Raw genomic sequence first — 18,719 nt, forward strand, 5'->3', positions numbered from 1 at the left:
ACCATTCTGCCAGATTAATGGCTTTCAGACGCCAGATCGGCAGGCGCCAGCCCGGTAACCCTAAGCACGGTATCGCGATCGAAACCATCGTTTAGCATGGAGCGGGCAATGCGCAATGCGGCGAGCCGTTGGCCTTCCTGTTTGCCTTGTTGTAGCCCTTTCTGTAACCCGTTACGATGTCCTTCCTGACGTAATCTTTCTGCGATAGTCATGATCTTCTCCTTATGCTGTGGGATACGCATAGCCACCTGGCGGATAAACGTATTGAAGCGCGCGGCGTCGCCAGTGTGCATCATGTAATTAAACAGACTTTGAAGCTGGGTGTCATTAGCGTATCCCTTAACCAGCAGGGCGACCAGCTGTTCGACAAGCCCCATCAGATCGCGCTGGCGGATGTGTTTTTGTATGAGTTCCAGCAGCGCGACCCGTCGGTGTCGCATAATCTCGTCGTCCGGCACGACCGTAATATCGACCAGAGGAAAGGCGGTGGCGTATAGCTTACGCGCCATCACCGGGTCGGCAAATTCATCCAGCCAGCATAATGAGAACGGATACGGGCTTCGGTTTCCGTGGTAAAACAGCATTGGCACCACTAATGGCAACGTCTTATGCCCGGCCTCCAGGTGCCGTTGCATTGCAGCCATTGCGTAACGCATCAGCCGAAATGCCATATGCGCGTCCGGCGTACTCTGATGTTCAATAACCACGTAAATGTAACCGTCACCTTCACTTGTTTCCAGCGACCAAAGGATATCGGAATAATGGGGGCGTAAATCCTCTTCAATAAAGCTACCGGACTCCAGCCGTAACGTATTCAGATTACAGATTTGACGTAATGTCGTCGGGAGATGAATTTCCAAAAAATCCCGTGCAGTATCGGGGTGGCATAGAAACTGTTTGAATACCGCGTCATGCGGCGTGGATGTTGTTGAGGTCGCCATATCGATCCGTCATCGGTGAAGTTCAATGGCGTGACGCTACGCGCAGACCGGGCTGATTGCAGTAGAGGATTAGTGCGCTTGCGAGGCGCATGGGGAGATAAATGCGCACGGCGGTAACGCTTTCATCTTTGTGGAAGGCATGACGCAAAATTGCCCGGCAGCGTGACGCGTACCGGGCAACATAACGCGGGATAAAGGCCGGATAAGACGCGTTACGTCGCTACCCGGCGAAGGCTAACGCAAGGCCCACCATTCGCGCAGGCAGGCTTTACCTTCCGGACAACTTTTACAGCTGCCTGAAAGGCAGCCGTCCGGTTCTTCCGGGATACGTACCGCTTTACCCATGATCTCCAGTTGATTCAGCATGGCGTCGATCATGGGCTGCGGAGCGTGCAGCGTATGGCTGATCTGCGTTGCTTCCATACGCCCCCGCAGCGCCAGTAGATCGCGAACCTGTATCAATGAAGCCATTTTTTACATCCCTTAGTGACAATTGCCCGCAGTGCCCGAACAACAGGAACTGACGTTTTTGCGGGTTGCCAGCAGTTCAATGTCTACACGGCTGCGGGCGCGGCGTAACAGGCTTAACACCACAACGTTAAAGACGATCACTGCCAGAATACAGATCAGGCTGTACGTCGGGTGCTGACTGAAGCTGGTAACCTGGTAGAACAGCGTGGCGAGCGAATAGGCGATATTCAGCCCCCACAGGATGGAGAAGCCCATCCAGCCGCGGCTGGACTCGCGGGCGATAGCGCCCATTACCGAGATACACGGTACGTAAAGCAGGACGAAAATCAGGTAACTGTACGCCGCCGCGGCGCTGCCGAATTTTTGATCCATCACGCCCATCGCGCCGGTCGCCATTTCGCCGTCACCTTTACTCGCTTCGATCGGGTTAGCCAGTACGCTCAGGCTAAAGGTGTCTTTCAGGCTTTGCCAGGTATCGTCAACCGCGCCCAGCAGTTCATCGCCGAGGTGGAAGTCGGCAGGATTAAACGCTTCGTCCTGAATATTTTCGGCGGTGTAGAGCGTGTTCAGCGTACCGACGACAACTTCTTTCGCCATGGCGCCCGTAAACAGACCCACGGTCGCTTGCCAGTTATCCTCATGGACGCCGATCGGTTTAAAGACTGGTGTGATGACCCGGCTTACAGAGGCGAGGGCGGAGTCATTAATGTTATCGACGATTTTGCCGCTCAGCGAGAAACTGTTAAACGCGCTCAGGAAAATACTCACGATGATAATGACTTTACCGGCGCGTAGTACAAAACCTTTCAGGCGTTGCCAGGTCTGGATGATCAGGCTCTTGATATGCGGTACGTGGTAAACCGGCAGCTCCATCACAAACGGAGAGGCTTCGCCGCGCATAATGGTATGTTTCAGCATCAGGCCGGTTAATACCGCCATGACAATACCCAGCACGTATAGCGAGAAGACCGCCAGCGCGCCGTTTTGCCCGAAGAAGGCGGCGGCAAAGACGGCGAAAATCGCCAGGCGCGCGCCACAGGACATAAACGGCGCCATCATGATGGTCATCAGGCGTTCGCGCGGAGCGTCAAGCGTGCGGGCGCCCATCACGGAAGGTACGTTACAGCCGAAGCCGACAATCAGCGGCACGAAGGATTTACCCGGTAGTCCCAGCGCCTGCATCAGGCGATCCATGACGAAGGCCGCGCGCGCCATATAACCGGAGTCTTCAAGGAAGGAGAGGAACAGGTACATCATCCCGATTTGCGGCACCAGCGGCAGGACGGTATTGATCCCGCCGCCAAGACCTTGCGCCAGGAAGATGGTTAACCAATCCGGGAAGTGCAGCGTGTAGCCAATCCATTGAATGCCATGAATAAAGATGGCGACGGAACCGGCATCAAACAGGGGTTGCAACGCGCCGCCGATGTTAATGGCGAGCAGGAACATCAGGTACATTACGAACAAAAAAATCGGTAAGCCGAGGAAGCGGTTCAGGATAATTTTATCGACCGCCCTGGTGAAGCGGCTGGGTTCGGCTGTCAGGGTATTGCTGACCACGTCGCAAATAGCGGCGATACACTGATAACGGGCGTCGGCGATATGCAGCGCCGGGTCGTCCATTTCATCCTTCAGACGGGCAAGGGAGGTGTCCAGGTTTTGCGCCGCCTCGCCTGCGTAAGCCCGGCTGTAGATATCGCCCTCCAGCATTTGCAGACCCAGCCAGCGGCGCTGTTGTAAAGGCATCTCCTGGGCCATCGCGTCGGCCAGGAAACCCGCTTCGCGCAGCAGCGGCTGGGCATAATGCACCAGTTCGACGTTGTCGTTAGCGTTGTGACGGTCAATGGCCAGTTTCAGCGCCTCGATACCGCGGCCGCGAGTCGATACCAGCGGTACGACAGGGCAACCCAGACGCGTGGACAGAGCGTCGACATCAATACGAACCTGCTGTTTTTCGGCGATATCCAGCATGTTGAGCGCGACAATACAGGGGATACCCAGCTCCAGCAGTTGCAGCGTCAAATAGAGGTTGCGCTCCAGATTGGAGGCGTCCACAACGTTTATCAACAGGTCGGCGTCGCCGCTCAGGATGTAGTGGCAGGCGATCTGTTCGTCGAGAGAGGTTTGTGACGAGATGGTCGTCAGAGAATAGGTGCCGGGTAAATCTACCAGCGTGACCTGGTGGTCAGTTGTCGCGAACTGGCCCTCTTTACGCTCGACGGTGACGCCAGCCCAGTTCCCCACGCGCTGACGCGCGCCGGTGAGTTGGTTAAATAAGGTGGTCTTGCCGGAATTAGGATTACCAATTAAACCAATGGTTAATTTTTTCATTTTTATAGACTCACTGTATTAACAGGAAACCGCTTCCACTTCTATTAACGCCAAATCCTTTTTACGCAAAACCAGACTCACGCGTCGTGTTTCGATATGGATCGGATCGCCTAAGGGCGCGACGCGGACGACATTAAATGAAGAGCCGGGCAACATGCCGAGCGAAAGCAGTTTTTGACGATACGCCGGGCTGATTTCACGCGCAAAGCCGGTGATTTTCCACGCAGTGTCAGGAGTGAATTGCATACGACCTACTTGTTTCTTACTAACTGGATGTATACCTCATGCGGCGCTCAGGGGGGCGGCAGGAGACCCGATGTTTAGCCAACGAAGGAAAGAGTAAATAATCAACAACACAATGATAATGAGAATGGTTTCTATCTTCAACGATTAAAATGTGACGGAATGTACAAATAAGCGATAATTTGCGCCGATGTTGATATGGCTCAACATTTATTTGTCTTTTTGCAAATACCTCTAATGTGCAAATATTCACCGTTTTTAATGTTTAATTAAGGTTTCATCTGTTAATAAAGTGATAATTAATAGTGCGGATAGCAGAAGGAAATTAATTAACAGATTCTAATGGGTAAGATTTAATTGTTAATTAAAAAAGAAAGGGTTGGACGTATTGCAAAATCGCAGGCCGGATAAGAAGTAACCCGGCCTGCGTATTACCCGATTAGCGTTTTTTTCCCATTGCGGCTGCCAGCGCGTCCATCATGGCGCTGTTACCGGCTGGCTGGGTGTCACGACCGCGCGGTTTCGCCGCTTTTGATGCCGGGCGGTTGCCCTGAGCGCGATCGGCGCCGCCGCCGCGGCGAGCGGCGGTTTCGCCGGGCTGTTCGTCCAGACGCATCGTCAGCGCAATACGCTTACGTTGCAGATCCACTTCCAGCACTTTCACCTTCACGATGTCGCCCGCTTTCACCACGGTGTGCGGATCGTCGACGAACTTAGTCGACAGGGAAGAGATGTGGACCAGGCCATCCTGATGAACGCCGATATCGACAAACGCGCCGAAGTTAGTGACGTTAGTGACCGCCCCTTCCAGAATCATGCCCGGCAGCAGGTCGTTCATGGTTTCGACGCCATCGGCGAATTGCGCGGTTTTAAATTCAGGACGCGGGTCGCGGCCCGGTTTTTCCAGCTCTTTGATGATATCGCTCACGGTCGGCACGCCGAATTTATCGTCGGTAAAATCAGCGGCCTTGAGGTGACGCAATTCGTTGCTGTTGCCCATCAGATCTTTTAGCGCTTGCTGCGTCGCCGCCAGAATGCGTTCGACAACCGGATAGGCTTCCGGGTGGACGGTGGAGGCATCCAGTGGGTTATCGCCGTGGTTAATACGCAGGAAGCCCGCGCACTGCTCAAACGCTTTCGGCCCCAGACGGCTCACCTTCAACAGTTGCTGGCGATTCTGGAACTGACCGTTCTCATCGCGCCAGGCGACGATGTTTTGCGCCATCATGCGCGTTAAGCCCGCGACGCGGGTCAGCAGCGGTACGGAGGCGGTATTCAAATCGACGCCGACGGCGTTTACGCAGTCTTCGACCACCGCATCCAGCTTACGCGCCAGCTGCGTCTGGCTGACATCGTGTTGATATTGGCCGACGCCGATCGATTTCGGATCGATTTTCACCAGTTCCGCCAGCGGATCCTGCAGACGACGCGCGATAGAGACCGCGCCGCGCAGGGAGACGTCGAGATCCGGAAACTCCTGCGCCGCCAGCTCAGAAGCGGAATACACGGACGCCCCCGCTTCGCTGACGATCACTTTCTGCGCCGTCACGTTCGGGAACTGTTTTTGTACGTCGAGATAGAAGCGTTCGGTTTCACGCGAGGCCGTACCGTTGCCAATCGCGACCAGTTCGACGTGGTATTTTTCGCACAGCGCGGCGATCACTGTAGCCGCTTTGGCCGCCTGACCGGTATGCGGATAAATGGTATCCGTCGCCACCAGCTTGCCGGTGCCGTCAACGACAGCGACTTTTACGCCGGTACGCAGGCCAGGATCAAGGCCCATCGTGGCGCGCAGGCCTGCGGGGGCTGCCATCAGCAGGTCGTGCAGGTTACGCGCAAACACGTTAATCGCTTCGTCTTCCGCACGTTCGCGCACGGTGCCCATCAGTTCGGTTTCGAGGTGCATTAAGACTTTGATACGCCACGTCCAGCTCACTACGCCTTTGCGCCAGCTATCCGCCGGGGCGTTATTCAGCCGCAGGCCGAGATGGTCCATGATGATTTGCTCGCAGTAGCTCTCTTTTGGCGGCTCATCAAACTGTGGGTCGGCATTGAGCGAAAGTTGCAGAATGCCTTCGTTACGACCACGGAACATGGCCAGCGCACGGTGAGACGGGACGTTAGCAATGGGCTCATGATGGTCGAAATAGTCGCGGAATTTTGCCCCTTCTTCCTCTTTGCCGCTCACGACTGTGGCGACCAGATGGGCGTTCTTCCACAGGTAATCACGTACTTTCGCCAGCAATGCGGCGTCTTCGGCAAAGCGCTCCATCAGAATGTAGCGTGCGCCGTCGAGCGCGGCTTTCGTGTCCGCCACGCCTTTGTCGCCATCAATGTACTTTGCCGCTTCCACGTCAGGATCGTGGGACGGCTCGTTCCAGAGCAGATCGGCCAGCGGCTCAAGGCCGGCTTCAATGGCGATTTGTCCACGGGTGCGGCGTTTAGGTTTATAGGGCAGGTAGAGGTCTTCGAGCTCGGTCTTACTTAACGTAGCGTTGATGGCGCCAGCCAGCTCATCGGTCAGTTTGCCTTGTTCGGAAATGGACTTGAGGATGGCCTGACGCCTGTCTTCCAGCTCACGCAGATAGCCCAGACGCGTTTCCAGGTTACGCAACTGCGTGTCATCCAGACCGCCGGTGATTTCTTTACGATAACGTGCGATAAACGGCACGGTGTTCCCTTCGTCAAGCAGGCGAACGGCAGCTTCAACCTGTCCGGCATTTGCCTGGATTTCACCCGCAATAATGCGGCAGAAAGAATCATTCATCATGGGTTAGCTTCGTCTTCAGGATAAAAATCAGGGGATAGTTATACGGATTGGCTGGCAAAAATGCCAGCCATCAGCGGGGGCTTAGGATTCTTCTTGTCTTATTTGACGTATTCGATCGCATTGACGTACCAGTTTGCTTCGCCGACAGGGGTGTTGACCACCGCCAGATCGCCCACTTCTTTTTTCAGTAGCGCCCGCGCCATCGGCGAGTCGATAGAGATGTAATCCTTACGTCCGAAAATTTCATCGTAGCCGACAATGCGGAACTTCAGCGTATCGCCGTCATCATTTTCAATTTCCACCCAGGCGCCGAAGAAGACTTTGCCCTCCTGCTGCGGGGAATAATCCACGATTTTGAGATTTTCCATGCATTTGGTCAGATATCTGACGCGTCTGTCGATCTCACGCAGGCGCTTTTTATTATACTGATAGTCGGCATTCTCGCTGCGGTCGCCCAGACTCGCAGCCCAGGTCACTTTTTTGGTGACCTCCGGGCGCTCTTCACGCCAGAGATAATTGAGCTCTTGTTTGAGTGTTTCGTACCCTTCGCGGGTGATCAGGGGCGTTTTCATCTCGTTGATTTACCTTTGCTGTCGATATTGCGCACACGGGGTATAACGTGATCGTCCCGACAGAATAAATAATGGGGTTGCCGATTAATTGTATATTTAAGCTGCTGTTAAATATGCTTTGTAACAATTTAGCCTGAAATTCATACCAGAATTTGCTGGTGACTCACGTGAGCTTTTTTAAGAATACACACTTACATTTGTTGCGAACCTTTGGGAGTACAGACAATGCAAGAGAATTATAAGATTCTGGTGGTTGATGACGATATGCGTCTGCGGGCGCTACTGGAACGTTATCTGACCGAGCAGGGCTTCCAGGTTCGAAGCGTCGCTAACGCTGAGCAGATGGATCGTCTGCTGACCCGTGAATCTTTCCATCTCATGGTACTGGATTTAATGCTGCCAGGTGAAGATGGTCTGTCGATTTGTCGTCGCCTGCGTAGTCAAAGTAATCCAATGCCGATCATTATGGTCACGGCGAAGGGTGAAGAGGTTGACCGTATCGTCGGGCTGGAAATCGGCGCCGATGACTACATTCCTAAACCGTTTAACCCGCGCGAGCTGTTGGCGCGTATTCGCGCCGTGTTACGTCGTCAGGCAAACGAACTGCCCGGCGCGCCGTCGCAGGAAGAGGCCGTTATCGCGTTCGGTAAGTTTAAACTGAACCTCGGTACGCGCGAGATGTTCCGTGAAGATGAACCGATGCCGCTGACCAGCGGGGAGTTTGCGGTACTGAAAGCGTTAGTCAGCCATCCGCGCGAGCCGCTCTCTCGCGATAAGCTGATGAATCTGGCCCGTGGCCGCGAGTATTCCGCGATGGAACGCTCCATCGACGTCCAGATCTCCCGCCTGCGCCGTATGGTGGAAGAAGATCCGGCACATCCGCGTTATATTCAGACCGTCTGGGGCCTGGGCTACGTCTTCGTACCGGACGGTTCTAAAGCATGAGGCGAATGCGCTTCTCGCCGCGAAGTTCATTTGCCCGCACGCTGTTGCTCATCGTCACCTTGCTGTTCGTCAGCCTGGTGACGACCTACCTGGTGGTGCTGAACTTCGCGATTTTGCCGAGCCTCCAGCAGTTTAATAAGGTTCTGGCTTACGAAGTCCGTATGCTGATGACCGATAAGCTGCAACTGGAGGACGGCACGCAGTTAGTCGTGCCGCCTGCGTTTCGCCGGGAAATCTATCGCGAGCTGGGGATCTCTCTCTACACCAACGAAGCCGCCGAAGAGGCCGGGTTGCGTTGGGCGCAACACTACGAATTCTTAAGCCACCAGATGGCGCAGCAATTAGGCGGCCCGACGGAAGTGCGCGTTGAGGTCAACAAAAGCTCGCCCGTCGTGTGGCTCAAAACCTGGCTGTCGCCCAATATCTGGGTGCGCGTGCCGCTGACCGAGATTCATCAGGGCGATTTTTCTCCGCTTTTCCGTTACACGCTGGCGATCATGCTCCTGGCGATAGGCGGCGCGTGGCTGTTTATTCGTATACAGAATCGACCGTTAGTGGATCTTGAACATGCCGCCTTGCAGGTAGGGAAGGGAATTATTCCGCCGCCGCTGCGTGAATATGGCGCCTCTGAAGTGCGCTCTGTGACCCGGGCGTTTAACCATATGGCAGCCGGCGTGAAGCAATTGGCCGATGACCGTACGCTATTGATGGCGGGCGTCAGCCACGACTTGCGCACGCCGTTGACCCGTATTCGTCTGGCGACGGAGATGATGGGCGAGGAAGACGGTTATCTCGCGGAGTCGATCAATAAAGACATCGAAGAGTGTAACGCCATTATCGAACAGTTTATTGACTATCTGCGTACCGGTCAGGAAATGCCAATGGAGATGGCGGATCTCAATTCCGTGCTGGGCGAGGTGATTGCGGCGGAAAGCGGCTATGAGCGTGAGATTAACACTGCGCTTCAGGCAGGCAGCATCCAGGTGAAAATGCACCCGCTCTCGATTAAGCGCGCGGTGGCGAATATGGTGGTCAATGCTGCCCGCTATGGCAACGGCTGGATTAAGGTCAGCAGCGGCACCGAGTCGCATCGCGCCTGGTTTCAGGTAGAAGATGACGGGCCGGGCATTAAGCCGGAGCAGCGTAAACATCTGTTCCAGCCTTTTGTGCGTGGCGACAGCGCCCGTAGCACCAGCGGCACAGGGCTGGGGCTGGCGATTGTGCAGCGCATTATCGATAACCATAACGGGATGCTGGAGATTGGCACCAGCGAGCGTGGCGGATTGTCAATTCGCGCCTGGCTACCGGTTCCTGTGGCTCGCGTCCAGGGGACGACAAAAGAGGCATAAGAAAGGGAGGTATTACCCTCCCTTTCTTCTCAACGCCGGATGACGCCGTTCAAAGCCGCCATCCGGCCTGTTCCTTACAGCTTCGGTCCGGCGCTAACCAGCGCTTCGCCTGCCGGGGTATCCGTATACTTCTCGAAGTTCTCAATGAACAGTTTCGCCAGCGCGGTGGCTTTTTCCTGCCATTGTTCCGGCGACGCGTAGGTGTTACGCGGGTCGAGAATGTGGGTATCCACGCCTGGCAGTTCAGTCGGGATCGCCAGATCGAACAGCGGCAGACGGAAGGTTTCCGCGTTATCAAGAGAACCGTTCAGAATGGCGTCGATAATTGCGCGCGTATCTTTGATGGAGATACGTTTGCCGGTGCCATTCCAGCCGGTGTTAACCAGATAAGCCTGCGCGCCCGCTGCTTGCATACGTTTCACCAGCACTTCAGCATACTGCGTCGGGTGCAGCGTCAGGAACGCGGCGCCGAAGCAGGCGGAGAAGGTGGGGGTCGGTTCGGTGACGCCGCGTTCGGTGCCGGCCAGTTTAGCGGTGAAACCTGACAGGAAGTGGTACTGCGTCTGGTTAGCGGTTAAACGGGAAACCGGCGGCAACACGCCGAAGGCGTCCGCCGTCAGGAAGATAACCTTGGTGGCGTGACCTGCTTTGGACACGGGCTTAACGATGTTATCGATATGATAGATCGGGTAAGAGACGCGGGTATTTTCGGTTTTGGAACCATCGTCGAAATCAACGGTGCCGTCTTCGCGCACGGTGACGTTTTCCAGCAGCGCATCACGGCGAATCGCATGATAAATTTCTGGCTCCGCTTCTTTCGACAGTTTGATGGTTTTGGCGTAGCAGCCGCCTTCAAAGTTGAACACGCCGTCGTCATCCCAACCGTGCTCATCATCGCCAATCAGACGACGTTTCGGGTCGGTGGAGAGAGTGGTTTTTCCGGTACCGGAAAGGCCGAAGAAGACCGCGACATCGCCTTTTTCACCCACGTTGGCGGAACAGTGCATTGAGGCGATACCTTTGAGCGGCAGCAGGTAGTTCATTACCGAGAACATCCCTTTTTTCATTTCGCCGCCGTACCAGGTGCCGCCAATAAGCTGAATACGTTCAGTCAGGTTGAACGCCACGAAGTTTTCCGAGTTCAGCCCTTGCTCTTTCCACTGCGGGTTGGTGCACTTCGCGCCGTTCATGACAATAAAGTCAGGTTTGAAGCCTACCAGCTCTTCGTCCGTTGGGCGAATGAACATATTTTTAACGAAGTGGGCCTGCCAGGCGACTTCCGTAATAAAGCGCACGGAAAGACGCGTATCGGCATTTGCGCCGCAGAACGCATCAACAATGAATAAGCGTTTACCAGAAAGCTGATGCGTCACCAGACCTTTCAGGTGTTGCCAGGTTTCCTGGGAAAGCGGCTTATTATCGTTTTTACCTTTACCCTTATCGGACCACCACAGCGTATCACGCGTGGTGTCGTCGCGAACAATATACTTATCCTTAGGCGAACGACCGGTAAAAATACCGGTATCAACGGCAACAGCGCCCAGGTTAGTTAACACGCCACGCTCATAGCCTTCCAGACCAGGATTAAGTTCTTCCTGATAAAGGGTGTCGTAGCTGGGATTGTAAACGATATCCTGGACGTCGTTGATACCATAAGCCTTGAGATCTTGCGGGGTTAAATTGTTAACGCGCATATCACTGCTCCTTAGCCAATATATATTACCGAAAATAGTAAGGTTTTTTGAGGTTGGTTAACCGCGACAAGGCTCATAGATTTACGTATCTGGACAAAATCACGATTGACGAAAAACACTGTGACTCCTGTCACGCAGCGGCGGTTATTATGGCAGGAAACCTACTTTTGTTGTGGAAAATGTTCTGAAAACGTTAAAAGGAAGTGTTTTTGACCGACATAATGTGACTGTAATCGCATTCATGTAAGAAAGTTACGTAACACCAACATTAACAATATCGATTCACCTCTCTGCGTTTTTTTCTGAATTATGCATGACGACGCCTGGCGGTGAACAGATGATGCAATAATGCGACTTTCTCATCATTCTGGATAACGACATGGAAAGTGTAGCGCTTTCACGTACTACTCGCTGGGGTATGTTGCTCACCGGTTTGCTGCAGGGCGTCTTGTGCTACCTGCTGATGGCCTGGCTGGTACCACAAAATAGCGACTGGCTGTTCTATGGTATGCCTGCGACGATAGCGTTGTCGTCAATGCTATTGCTTACCGTGGTTTCTTTTAAACAGCGCGCGCTGTGGGGCTGGCTGGGGCTGACCTTTGTGGTCGTGCTGGCAATGAGCGGCTGGCTGAAATGGCAGGTTGAGACGGTGGAGAAATGGCGCCTGGCCGAGCTCCTCTGGCTGTATGGTCTCCGGCTTGTGTTGATGGCGATGCTGGTCTTACCCTGGATGCAATATCAGTTACATTCGCAAACCGGTTCGGCGCGTTATCCCCAGTTTTATCTGCGGTTATGGCATAACGTACTGACATTGTTTATCGTCCTGGGCGCTAACGGACTGTTCTGGCTGGTGCTTCTGCTCTGGAGCGCGCTATTCAGGCTGGTGGGCATCCGCTTTTTCAGCACCCTTTTCTTTGAAACTGAAGCCTTTATTTATGTGACCATCGGCTTGATTACGGCGCTGGCTGTCATTCTCGCCCGCACGCAGTCGCGCCTTGTAGCGGCGGTGCAAAAGCTGCTGACGCTGATCGCGACGGGGTTACTGCCGGTGGTGTCGCTGCTGGCATTGCTGTTTATTGTGACGTTACCCTTTACCGGACTGGAGGCGATTTCTGCGCGTGTTTCCGCTGCGGGGCTGCTATCCACGCTGACGCTGATGCTGCTGCTCCTCGTGGCGATTGTCAACGAACCGCAAAAGCGCGTATTACCCTATCCGCGCGTATTACGCGGTTTGATTAGCGCCTCGCTGTGCGTTGCCCCGATATATATGCTGCTGGCGGGCTGGGCGCTATGGGTACGCATTCAGCAATACGGCTGGACGCCGGATCGTCTGTATGGCGCGCTGACGGCGTCTGTCTTGCTGGTATGGTCCTTCGGTTATCTGATCGGTCTGTTACGCCGCGGACGCGACCCTGGTGAGTGGCAAGGCAAGGTGATACTGAGCGTCTCTTTGTTGACGCTGGTGATATTGCTGTTGCTGGCCTCGCCTGTACTTGATGTCTGGCGTATTAGCGTCAACAGCCATATGGCGCGTTACCATAGTGGTAAAATTACTGCGGATCAGATCAGCCTGTATATGCTGGATCACAGCGGCAAACCTGGCCAGGAAGCGCTGAAATCGTTGCGGGATGACGAGGCGTTTACGCAGAACAGAAAGCGCAATCGTGAACTGATGACGTTTTTGCAGAGAAATAAGGTCTCTCCGACGGCGGACGATTTAGCGCGGGTGGTGATGATTGCGCCCGGTAGCCAGAAGCCGGATGCCGCATTTTGGGCGTTTGTCAAAGAGCAGAGTTATTCGGACGATTCCTGCCTTGAACCGGATGCCTGCGTGCTGGTGAGTCAGGATCTTAACGGCGACGGTCAGCCTGAGCAGGTGCTGTATAACTTTATTGTTGCCGAGAGCCAGGTCTACGGCTTAAAAGAGGGGAAATGGACGCAGAAAGCGTTCGCCCGACTGCCGGACGGGTTTTCTAAGACGCAACTGTTGCACGCGATTGCCGGGCATCGGTTAGACTCAGCCCCCAAAGCCTGGCGCGATATCATTGTTGATGGTCAGCGGTTGGATGTGGATTACTACAACGAGTAAGCTTTTTGCCGGATGGCGGCATAAATGCCTTATCCGGCCTACGGAGCGGGATGCTGTAGGCCAGATAAGCGCCGCCATCAGACAATGATGTTGCCGACTAAGAGGCGATTAATGAACCTGTGGATCGGCAGGAGAGGCGTTGTTACGGATCTCCGCGATATCCATCGCATTGAACAGGTAATGATTGCCGCAGTAATCGCAGTGCATATCGATTTCGCCTTCTTCCGCCAGAATGCTGTCCACTTCTTCATCCGGCAATGTTTTCAGCGCGCCCGCGCAACGTTCGCGTGAACAGGTGCATTTGAACTCAACATCTTGCGGATCGTAGAGCGTGACTTCTTCTTCGTGATACAAACGCCACAAAACGTCATTTGCCGGTAACGTCAGCAGCTCTTCGCTTTTAATGGTTTCCGTCAACATGGCCAGATGGTCGAAATCCTCCGCCTGCGCGTTCTGTGCTGGCATCACCTGGAGCAACATTCCACCTGCCGCCGGTTTACCGTCGACATCGCCGGTACGAATAAACAGGCGCGTCGGCAACTGCTCGGAGCGCAGGAAGTAATCTTCCAGGCACGCCGCCAGAGTATCGCCTTCCAGACCCACTACGCCCTGATAGCGCTCACCCTCTTCCGGCGTAATGGTGATCACCAGATAGCCGTTGCCAACCAGCGTTTTGAGATCCGTATTGTCAGGGATGTCGCCCTGAACGCGAGCCACGCCGCGCATCTGCTGCTGATTATTGCCATTGATCACCGCCAGGCTTAATGGCCCGTCGCCCTGGAGCTGTACCGTAATGTCACCAGCAAACTTCAGCGTCGCGGTCAGTAGGCTAGTGGCGACCAGCAGTTCGGCCAGTACGGTTTTCACCGGCTGCGGATAGTTATGATTGTCGAGGATCTGTTGCAAGGTTTCCGAAACGGTTACCAGCTCGCCGCGAACGGCAAATTTTTCAAACAGATAACGATGTAATTGGTCATGTTGCGGCATAATCATCTCTCTTGCGGGTGACAGTTATTCGCTGTCGCCGTGTTTAAATCGTAACAGGTCGCGGCGCTCTTTCTTGTCCGGTCGCCTGTCCGGATGCGGCATGGTCAGGGCGTTAAGCTTGCGTGCCTGCGCCATTTTTTCGCGTTTTTCCACGCTTTCCGCCGTCTCTTCATACAGAGCGACGGCTTCGCTGGCCGGACGGCGCTGTTCGGTGATGGCTTTAACGATCACCGTCCGTTCGTCATTTCCCTGACGCAGGGTAAGGGTTGCGTTCAGCTCGACGATTTTGCTCGGCTTACTGCGCTGGCCGTTGTAATGCACCTTACCGCCTTCAATCATCTCGCGGGCCATCGCGCGGGTTTTATAAAAACGCGCGGCCCACAGCCATTTATCCAGTCTGACCTCAACGGAGGACTTTTCTTTCATGGCGTCTCCTTCACATCAGCGAGGGGATCAGACGGCGGTAGTCGTTCAGGGACGGATGGCGCGTATAGTGCTTTTCCGCCAGGCCGGAATCGGGATTCGTCACGCCAAGACAGTAGCGAATACCAAACCGGGCGGCGGCGTCGAGAATCGGTTCGCTGTCATCGATAAACAGCGTTTTCTCTGCGCTTATTCCCGTTTCCTCAGTGACAGCGCGCCATAACCGCTGATCCTCTTTGGGATAACCAAATGTGTGGGTGGAAAGTAATAAATCAAGGTGTGAGGCCAGACCGGTATGCTCCAGCTTCACCGCCAGGTTATGTGGATGCGCATTGGTGAGCAGAATCCGACGTTTTCCGCTGGCTTTTAACGCATTCAGAAACGGTACGGTATCGTCGCGCAAAACGGCGCGCGGCCCTTGCGCCGTCGTCATGGCGCAAATATCCAGACCCAGACGCTCGCTCCAGTAATCCAGACAGTACCAGTTTAGCGTATGCTGTACGGCATGATACTGCTGGCGAATATATTCCTGCGCGTCCTGCGGCGAAATACCCTGCTGCGCGCCGTAGGTTTCCGGTACCAGCTTTTGCCAGAAATAGTTATCGAACGCGAGATCGAGCAGCGTGCCGTCCATATCCAGCAAAACGGTATCCACGTTTTGCCAGTCAATATCAATATGCATGGGGAACTCCAGGGTAACGCAATTTGCGCGACAGGGTAGCATACCCTGTCGCACGGCGGCGCTATCAGATGAGATTTTCCGGAGAGACGGTTAACCTGGGATTGAGGCAGCTTTCATAGTATTCCTGGATGTCCGCCATACGGGTACGGTGGCGTTGATAACGTCTGAACGCCTGAATGCCGTTGTAGACCGCGCTCACTATCATTGCCAACATCAGCAGCGTGGTACCGAGGTAACGCCACCAGCCGGATTTATCGGGGATACGATGCAGGCTGATATGCTGCGTACCGTTGGCATCGGTATACACGCTGGTGACAATGCCCTCGGCGCTAAATGGCGTCTGCATGAGCGTTTGCGCCAGACGCTGGAAGGCGCTCCACTGTTCCTGCGCGGGATAGTCATACAGCGGCGTTGACGGCCAGGCCTGATCAACCAGTTCGCTGCCTTCATCGCTGGCGATCAGGAATCCGCCGGGAGCGGGGCTATTCAGCGACTGGGCGGCACGCGCGGTCTCGCGAGAAATAAACGGCGCCGTTGAGGTCGTGACCAGATTTTCCAGCGACTCTGCGCTTACGGGGCGTAGCAGCACGTTGACGCCGTCCAGTTTGCCGGCGTTCGCGCGTTTCACCAGCGCGTTCCAGTCCTTACTGTTACCGAGATTAACCAGCGCATTTTTCAGACGCACGCACTCGTCTTCCGCCGCGCACAAATCAGCGGTTTTCAGAACAATATCGCCAAAGTCATCTAATAATACCATGCCCGATTTTTGGATCGCGGAGCGTAAAGATGCGCTGACGCGCGAGTCGTCTTCGGGTTTTGGATGGAGCTGACGATTTACCGCCTGGCTTAGCGCCATCGCTTTATTCACCAGGTCTGATTCCGGTAGCGGTAACGCAGGCGCGTCATTCCAGATGATTTGCGAGCAATCGAACGGCATAAACGGTGAGTTAGACTGGCCGCTCCAGGTCGCGCCGGAATGAATATTACACATTCCTTTACCGCTCAGGTGCAGCGTATCGCCCACCCGCACGCCAGCTTTTTCAAGCTGTTTTACCGTTGTCGCTTCAATGGTTTGCGCGCCTTTCATCCACGATAGCGTGAACTTGATTGGCATATCCAGCGGGATCCAGAACAGCAGCATAAACAACACCAGCAGCGAACCGATAGCAATAACAGTGCTGCGTAACCAGTGCTGCAACGGGAAGTTTTTCACTTCATCATGCAGGGATAAAAACCGGCCCTGGCGCGCGACATGGCGATCAAGGTAAATATCAATATCCGTTTGTTGCCCAAGATCCTGCGTAATGTAGGGTTGCCAGTGGGCAGGGTAAATAAGGTCGATGATGCCCAGCGAAATATTGTTAATCTGCTCCTGATTATTCTCCCCAAACAGTCCCCAGCGGCGGGGCGTTCCCCGCAGACAGTGAATTTCCCGCAGCGCACTTTTCGACGGCGGCGCAAAAAGTCCCCAAAGTCCGGCTGCCAGCAACAGGATCGCGCCGCCTATCATCCACGGTACAAAAACGTCTGGCGTTATCAGACAGAAAAAGAATAACAAAAAGGAGGCGACGATTAACAACGCTTCGCGCAAGCCAGCCGGGCGGCTGAGCGCATATTCTTCGTGGGTCTCCTGACGGATATTCAACAGCTCAATCTGCTCGCTCTCTTCGCCGCGAATCGACGCCTGCGTAGAGGCCGTATTCTGTAGCGCGTAGCCGCGCGACTCCTGCATATACTCTTGCAGCGTATGGCCGTTTAAAGAGATCACCAGCGGCAGCGTATCCGTGAGGATTAGCTCAACGTTGTTTTCATCATTGATGTACTGTTCCCAGAAAGGCGGCAGATGGACTTCGACGGAGTCGAGGTAGTAGCGCCATTTATTAGGATCGTCAGTGGTAATGCCGTAGCGGGTGATGGAGTGAGTCAGTATCACGACACTGTTGCTTTCCGCGTTCAGCGTCAGCGAGATGGGCGCAGCACTGGCGCCTGTCGGCCCCGGAACTTGCTGGATCTGGCTAAGGTTATCGAGATAGTTTTCTACCGCGCTGCGCTCTTCGGGCAACAGTTTACGCGTTTGCGCGTCCTGAAAGGCGCTGATCCACGGTAAGCTCCCTCGTCTGGACTTTACCCGGAACCGCCATATTGCCAGTAGAGAGCAGGCCAGCAAAGCAGCTATAAAAATCAGAATGGTGCTCATGCTTTCCCCATCTTACTAAGTCTGTCAGGCGTGGTCAGTCGCACCCTGTCCAATAAACATTTTTCTGTGGTTGGCTATCGGCAAGCGTGGAGTTGAACTTGAGCATTGTAAAGCGCATCCCAGTGAAGGCAAATCATAGCAATACCACCAAAAACGGAATATCAGCAAATTCCTGGAGTTATTTCAACCTATTGACTTTTAATTTGAAATAAGAATTAATTTTTATTACGTTACATAAATGTAAATAAACGGCAATTCGCATTGCCGAAACCGTGCGGTATGTCGCACAATGACCACAGATTACACTGCAAAGATTCTCACAATGAGCAAATCATTACAAAAACCCACCATTCTGAAAGTGGAAACCGTCGCACAATCCCGACTGTTTAACGTAGAAAGCGTGGATCTGGAGTTCAGCAACGGCGTGCGTCGCGTGTATGAACGTATGCGACCATCAACCCGTGAGGCGGTAATGATTGTGCCGATCGTTGATGAGCATCTGATTCTTATTCGTGAGTATGCGGTGGGAACCGAATCCTATGAGCTGGGCTTCTCGAAAGGATTGATCGACCCGGGTGAGACCGTTTTTGAAGCGGCGAACCGGGAGCTCAAAGAAGAAGTCGGGTTTGGCGCGCATAACCTGACCTTCTTAAAAAAACTCAGCATGGCGCCCTCTTATTTTTCCAGCAAAATGAATATCGTGGTGGCGGAAGATCTCTATCCGGAGTCGCTGGAAGGCGACGAGCCTGAGCCATTGCCGCAGGTTCGCTGGCCGCTGGCGCATTTAATGGATCTGCTGGAAGACCCCGATTTTAACGAGGCCCGCAACGTCAGCGCGCTGTTTCTGGTACGCGAGTGGTTGAAAGCGCAGGGCCGAATTGCCTGATGGCGCTGCGTTGATCGAGCCAACGGAAAGTTCGTCTCCCTGTTCGCCGTCAGCCGGCAAACTGACTAGTCCTGATATAGGTTGACAGTTTTTTGTCTGTAAAACGCCTGATGAACATCATCGGGCGTTTTGTATTTCA

General features: G+C 54.1%; 15 protein-coding genes. 4 read left to right on the forward strand and 11 right to left on the reverse strand.

From position 1 onward, the window contains the following. Positions 1-14: 14 nt before the first annotated feature. The 6 genes from ACLJTG_RS14095 to greB form a co-directional block, all read right to left on the reverse strand. Positions 15-941 (reverse strand): Rpn family recombination-promoting nuclease/putative transposase, encoded by a 927-nt coding sequence (locus tag ACLJTG_RS14095; RefSeq protein WP_000235952.1) that lies wholly within the window; start codon positions 939-941, stop codon positions 15-17. Between the two features lie 234 nt (positions 942-1,175). Then, the gene (gene feoC / locus ACLJTG_RS14100; protein WP_000157589.1) at positions 1,176-1,412 is read right to left on the reverse strand and encodes a [Fe-S]-dependent transcriptional repressor FeoC; all 237 of its coding nucleotides are present in this window, start codon (positions 1,410-1,412) and stop codon (positions 1,176-1,178) included. A 12-nt stretch (positions 1,413-1,424) separates the two neighbouring features. Next, positions 1,425-3,743, reverse strand: a complete 2,319-nt coding sequence (feoB, locus tag ACLJTG_RS14105; protein ID WP_000736983.1) for a Fe(2+) transporter permease subunit FeoB — start codon at positions 3,741-3,743, stop codon at positions 1,425-1,427. Between the two features lie 18 nt (positions 3,744-3,761). Then, a complete protein-coding gene (feoA, locus tag ACLJTG_RS14110) occupies positions 3,762-3,989 on the reverse strand; it encodes a ferrous iron transporter A (protein WP_001160955.1) in 228 nt (75 codons plus the stop codon). A gap of 436 nt (positions 3,990-4,425) precedes the next feature. Next, a complete protein-coding gene (locus ACLJTG_RS14115) occupies positions 4,426-6,756 on the reverse strand; it encodes a Tex-like N-terminal domain-containing protein (RefSeq protein WP_198898236.1) in 2,331 nt (776 codons plus the stop codon). Positions 6,757-6,854: 98 nt separating this feature from the next. Further along, on the reverse strand, positions 6,855-7,328 hold the full coding sequence (gene greB, locus ACLJTG_RS14120) for a transcription elongation factor GreB (RefSeq protein WP_000856695.1): 474 nt from the start codon (positions 7,326-7,328) through the stop codon (positions 6,855-6,857). Between the two features lie 225 nt (positions 7,329-7,553). Between greB and ompR the strand changes: the two genes are divergently transcribed. Both ompR and envZ read left to right on the forward strand, forming a co-directional pair. Then, positions 7,554-8,273: a two-component system response regulator OmpR gene (gene ompR, locus ACLJTG_RS14125; RefSeq protein WP_001157751.1), complete on the forward strand. Its 720-nt coding sequence runs from the start codon at positions 7,554-7,556 to the stop codon at positions 8,271-8,273. Then, complete coding sequence (gene envZ, locus ACLJTG_RS14130; RefSeq protein ID WP_001253818.1) at positions 8,270-9,622, forward strand: two-component system sensor histidine kinase EnvZ; 1,353 nt, start codon at positions 8,270-8,272, stop codon at positions 9,620-9,622. Before ompR ends, envZ begins: the two co-directional genes overlap by 4 nt. 74 nt (positions 9,623-9,696) lie before the next feature. Here envZ and pckA read toward each other — a convergent pair whose 3' ends face one another. Then, on the reverse strand, positions 9,697-11,316 hold the full coding sequence (gene pckA, locus ACLJTG_RS14135) for a phosphoenolpyruvate carboxykinase (ATP) (protein ID WP_001265689.1): 1,620 nt from the start codon (positions 11,314-11,316) through the stop codon (positions 9,697-9,699). A 379-nt stretch (positions 11,317-11,695) separates the two neighbouring features. On the opposite strand from pckA, the gene ACLJTG_RS14140 reads away from it, so the two are divergent. Then, the gene (locus tag ACLJTG_RS14140) at positions 11,696-13,405 is read left to right on the forward strand and encodes a DUF4153 domain-containing protein (protein ID WP_198898235.1); all 1,710 of its coding nucleotides are present in this window, start codon (positions 11,696-11,698) and stop codon (positions 13,403-13,405) included. 108 nt (positions 13,406-13,513) lie between these two features. Here ACLJTG_RS14140 and hslO read toward each other — a convergent pair whose 3' ends face one another. From hslO to igaA, 4 genes are all read right to left on the reverse strand, one after another. Continuing rightward, complete coding sequence (gene hslO / locus ACLJTG_RS14145) at positions 13,514-14,392, reverse strand: Hsp33 family molecular chaperone HslO (RefSeq protein ID WP_198898234.1); 879 nt, start codon at positions 14,390-14,392, stop codon at positions 13,514-13,516. Positions 14,393-14,416: 24 nt separating this feature from the next. Further along, positions 14,417-14,818 carry a ribosome-associated heat shock protein Hsp15 gene (hslR, locus tag ACLJTG_RS14150; protein WP_000660723.1) on the reverse strand — a complete coding sequence of 134 codons (402 nt, stop codon included), beginning with the start codon at positions 14,816-14,818 and terminating at the stop codon, positions 14,417-14,419. A gap of 10 nt (positions 14,819-14,828) precedes the next feature. After that, the gene (yrfG, locus tag ACLJTG_RS14155) at positions 14,829-15,497 is read right to left on the reverse strand and encodes a GMP/IMP nucleotidase (RefSeq protein ID WP_001520508.1); all 669 of its coding nucleotides are present in this window, start codon (positions 15,495-15,497) and stop codon (positions 14,829-14,831) included. 64 nt (positions 15,498-15,561) lie between these two features. After that, a complete protein-coding gene (gene igaA / locus ACLJTG_RS14160; RefSeq protein ID WP_000104092.1) occupies positions 15,562-17,694 on the reverse strand; it encodes an intracellular growth attenuator protein IgaA in 2,133 nt (710 codons plus the stop codon). 322 nt (positions 17,695-18,016) lie between these two features. Between igaA and nudE the strand changes: the two genes are divergently transcribed. Continuing rightward, positions 18,017-18,580, forward strand: a complete 564-nt coding sequence (gene nudE, locus ACLJTG_RS14165) for an ADP compounds hydrolase NudE (RefSeq protein ID WP_000045725.1) — start codon at positions 18,017-18,019, stop codon at positions 18,578-18,580. The last annotated feature ends 139 nt before the right edge of the window (positions 18,581-18,719 follow it).

The sequence above is a fragment of the Salmonella sp. SAL00672 genome (assembly GCF_046552175.1).
Classification (GTDB): domain Bacteria; phylum Pseudomonadota; class Gammaproteobacteria; order Enterobacterales; family Enterobacteriaceae; genus Salmonella; species Salmonella enterica.

Excerpts from the sequence above, each read along its gene's own strand:
- greB (WP_000856695.1), bottom strand. The coding sequence starts at position 7,328 with ATGAAAACGCCCCTGATCACCCGCGAAGGGTACGAAACACTCAAACAA.
- pckA (WP_001265689.1), bottom strand. The coding sequence starts at position 11,316 with ATGCGCGTTAACAATTTAACCCCGCAAGATCTCAAGGCTTATGGTATC.
- hslR (WP_000660723.1), bottom strand. The coding sequence starts at position 14,818 with ATGAAAGAAAAGTCCTCCGTTGAGGTCAGACTGGATAAATGGCTGTGG.
- ACLJTG_RS14095 (WP_000235952.1), bottom strand. The coding sequence starts at position 941 with ATGGCGACCTCAACAACATCCACGCCGCATGACGCGGTATTCAAACAG.
- ACLJTG_RS14140 (WP_198898235.1), top strand. The coding sequence starts at position 11,696 with ATGGAAAGTGTAGCGCTTTCACGTACTACTCGCTGGGGTATGTTGCTC.
- ompR (WP_001157751.1), top strand. The coding sequence starts at position 7,554 with ATGCAAGAGAATTATAAGATTCTGGTGGTTGATGACGATATGCGTCTG.
- feoB (WP_000736983.1), bottom strand. The coding sequence starts at position 3,743 with ATGAAAAAATTAACCATTGGTTTAATTGGTAATCCTAATTCCGGCAAG.
- envZ (WP_001253818.1), top strand. The coding sequence starts at position 8,270 with ATGAGGCGAATGCGCTTCTCGCCGCGAAGTTCATTTGCCCGCACGCTG.
- hslO (WP_198898234.1), bottom strand. The coding sequence starts at position 14,392 with ATGCCGCAACATGACCAATTACATCGTTATCTGTTTGAAAAATTTGCC.
- nudE (WP_000045725.1), top strand. The coding sequence starts at position 18,017 with ATGAGCAAATCATTACAAAAACCCACCATTCTGAAAGTGGAAACCGTC.
- yrfG (WP_001520508.1), bottom strand. The coding sequence starts at position 15,497 with ATGCATATTGATATTGACTGGCAAAACGTGGATACCGTTTTGCTGGAT.
- feoC (WP_000157589.1), bottom strand. The coding sequence starts at position 1,412 with ATGGCTTCATTGATACAGGTTCGCGATCTACTGGCGCTGCGGGGGCGT.
- ACLJTG_RS14115 (WP_198898236.1), bottom strand. The coding sequence starts at position 6,756 with ATGATGAATGATTCTTTCTGCCGCATTATTGCGGGTGAAATCCAGGCA.
- igaA (WP_000104092.1), bottom strand. The coding sequence starts at position 17,694 with ATGAGCACCATTCTGATTTTTATAGCTGCTTTGCTGGCCTGCTCTCTA.
- feoA (WP_001160955.1), bottom strand. The coding sequence starts at position 3,989 with ATGCAATTCACTCCTGACACTGCGTGGAAAATCACCGGCTTTGCGCGT.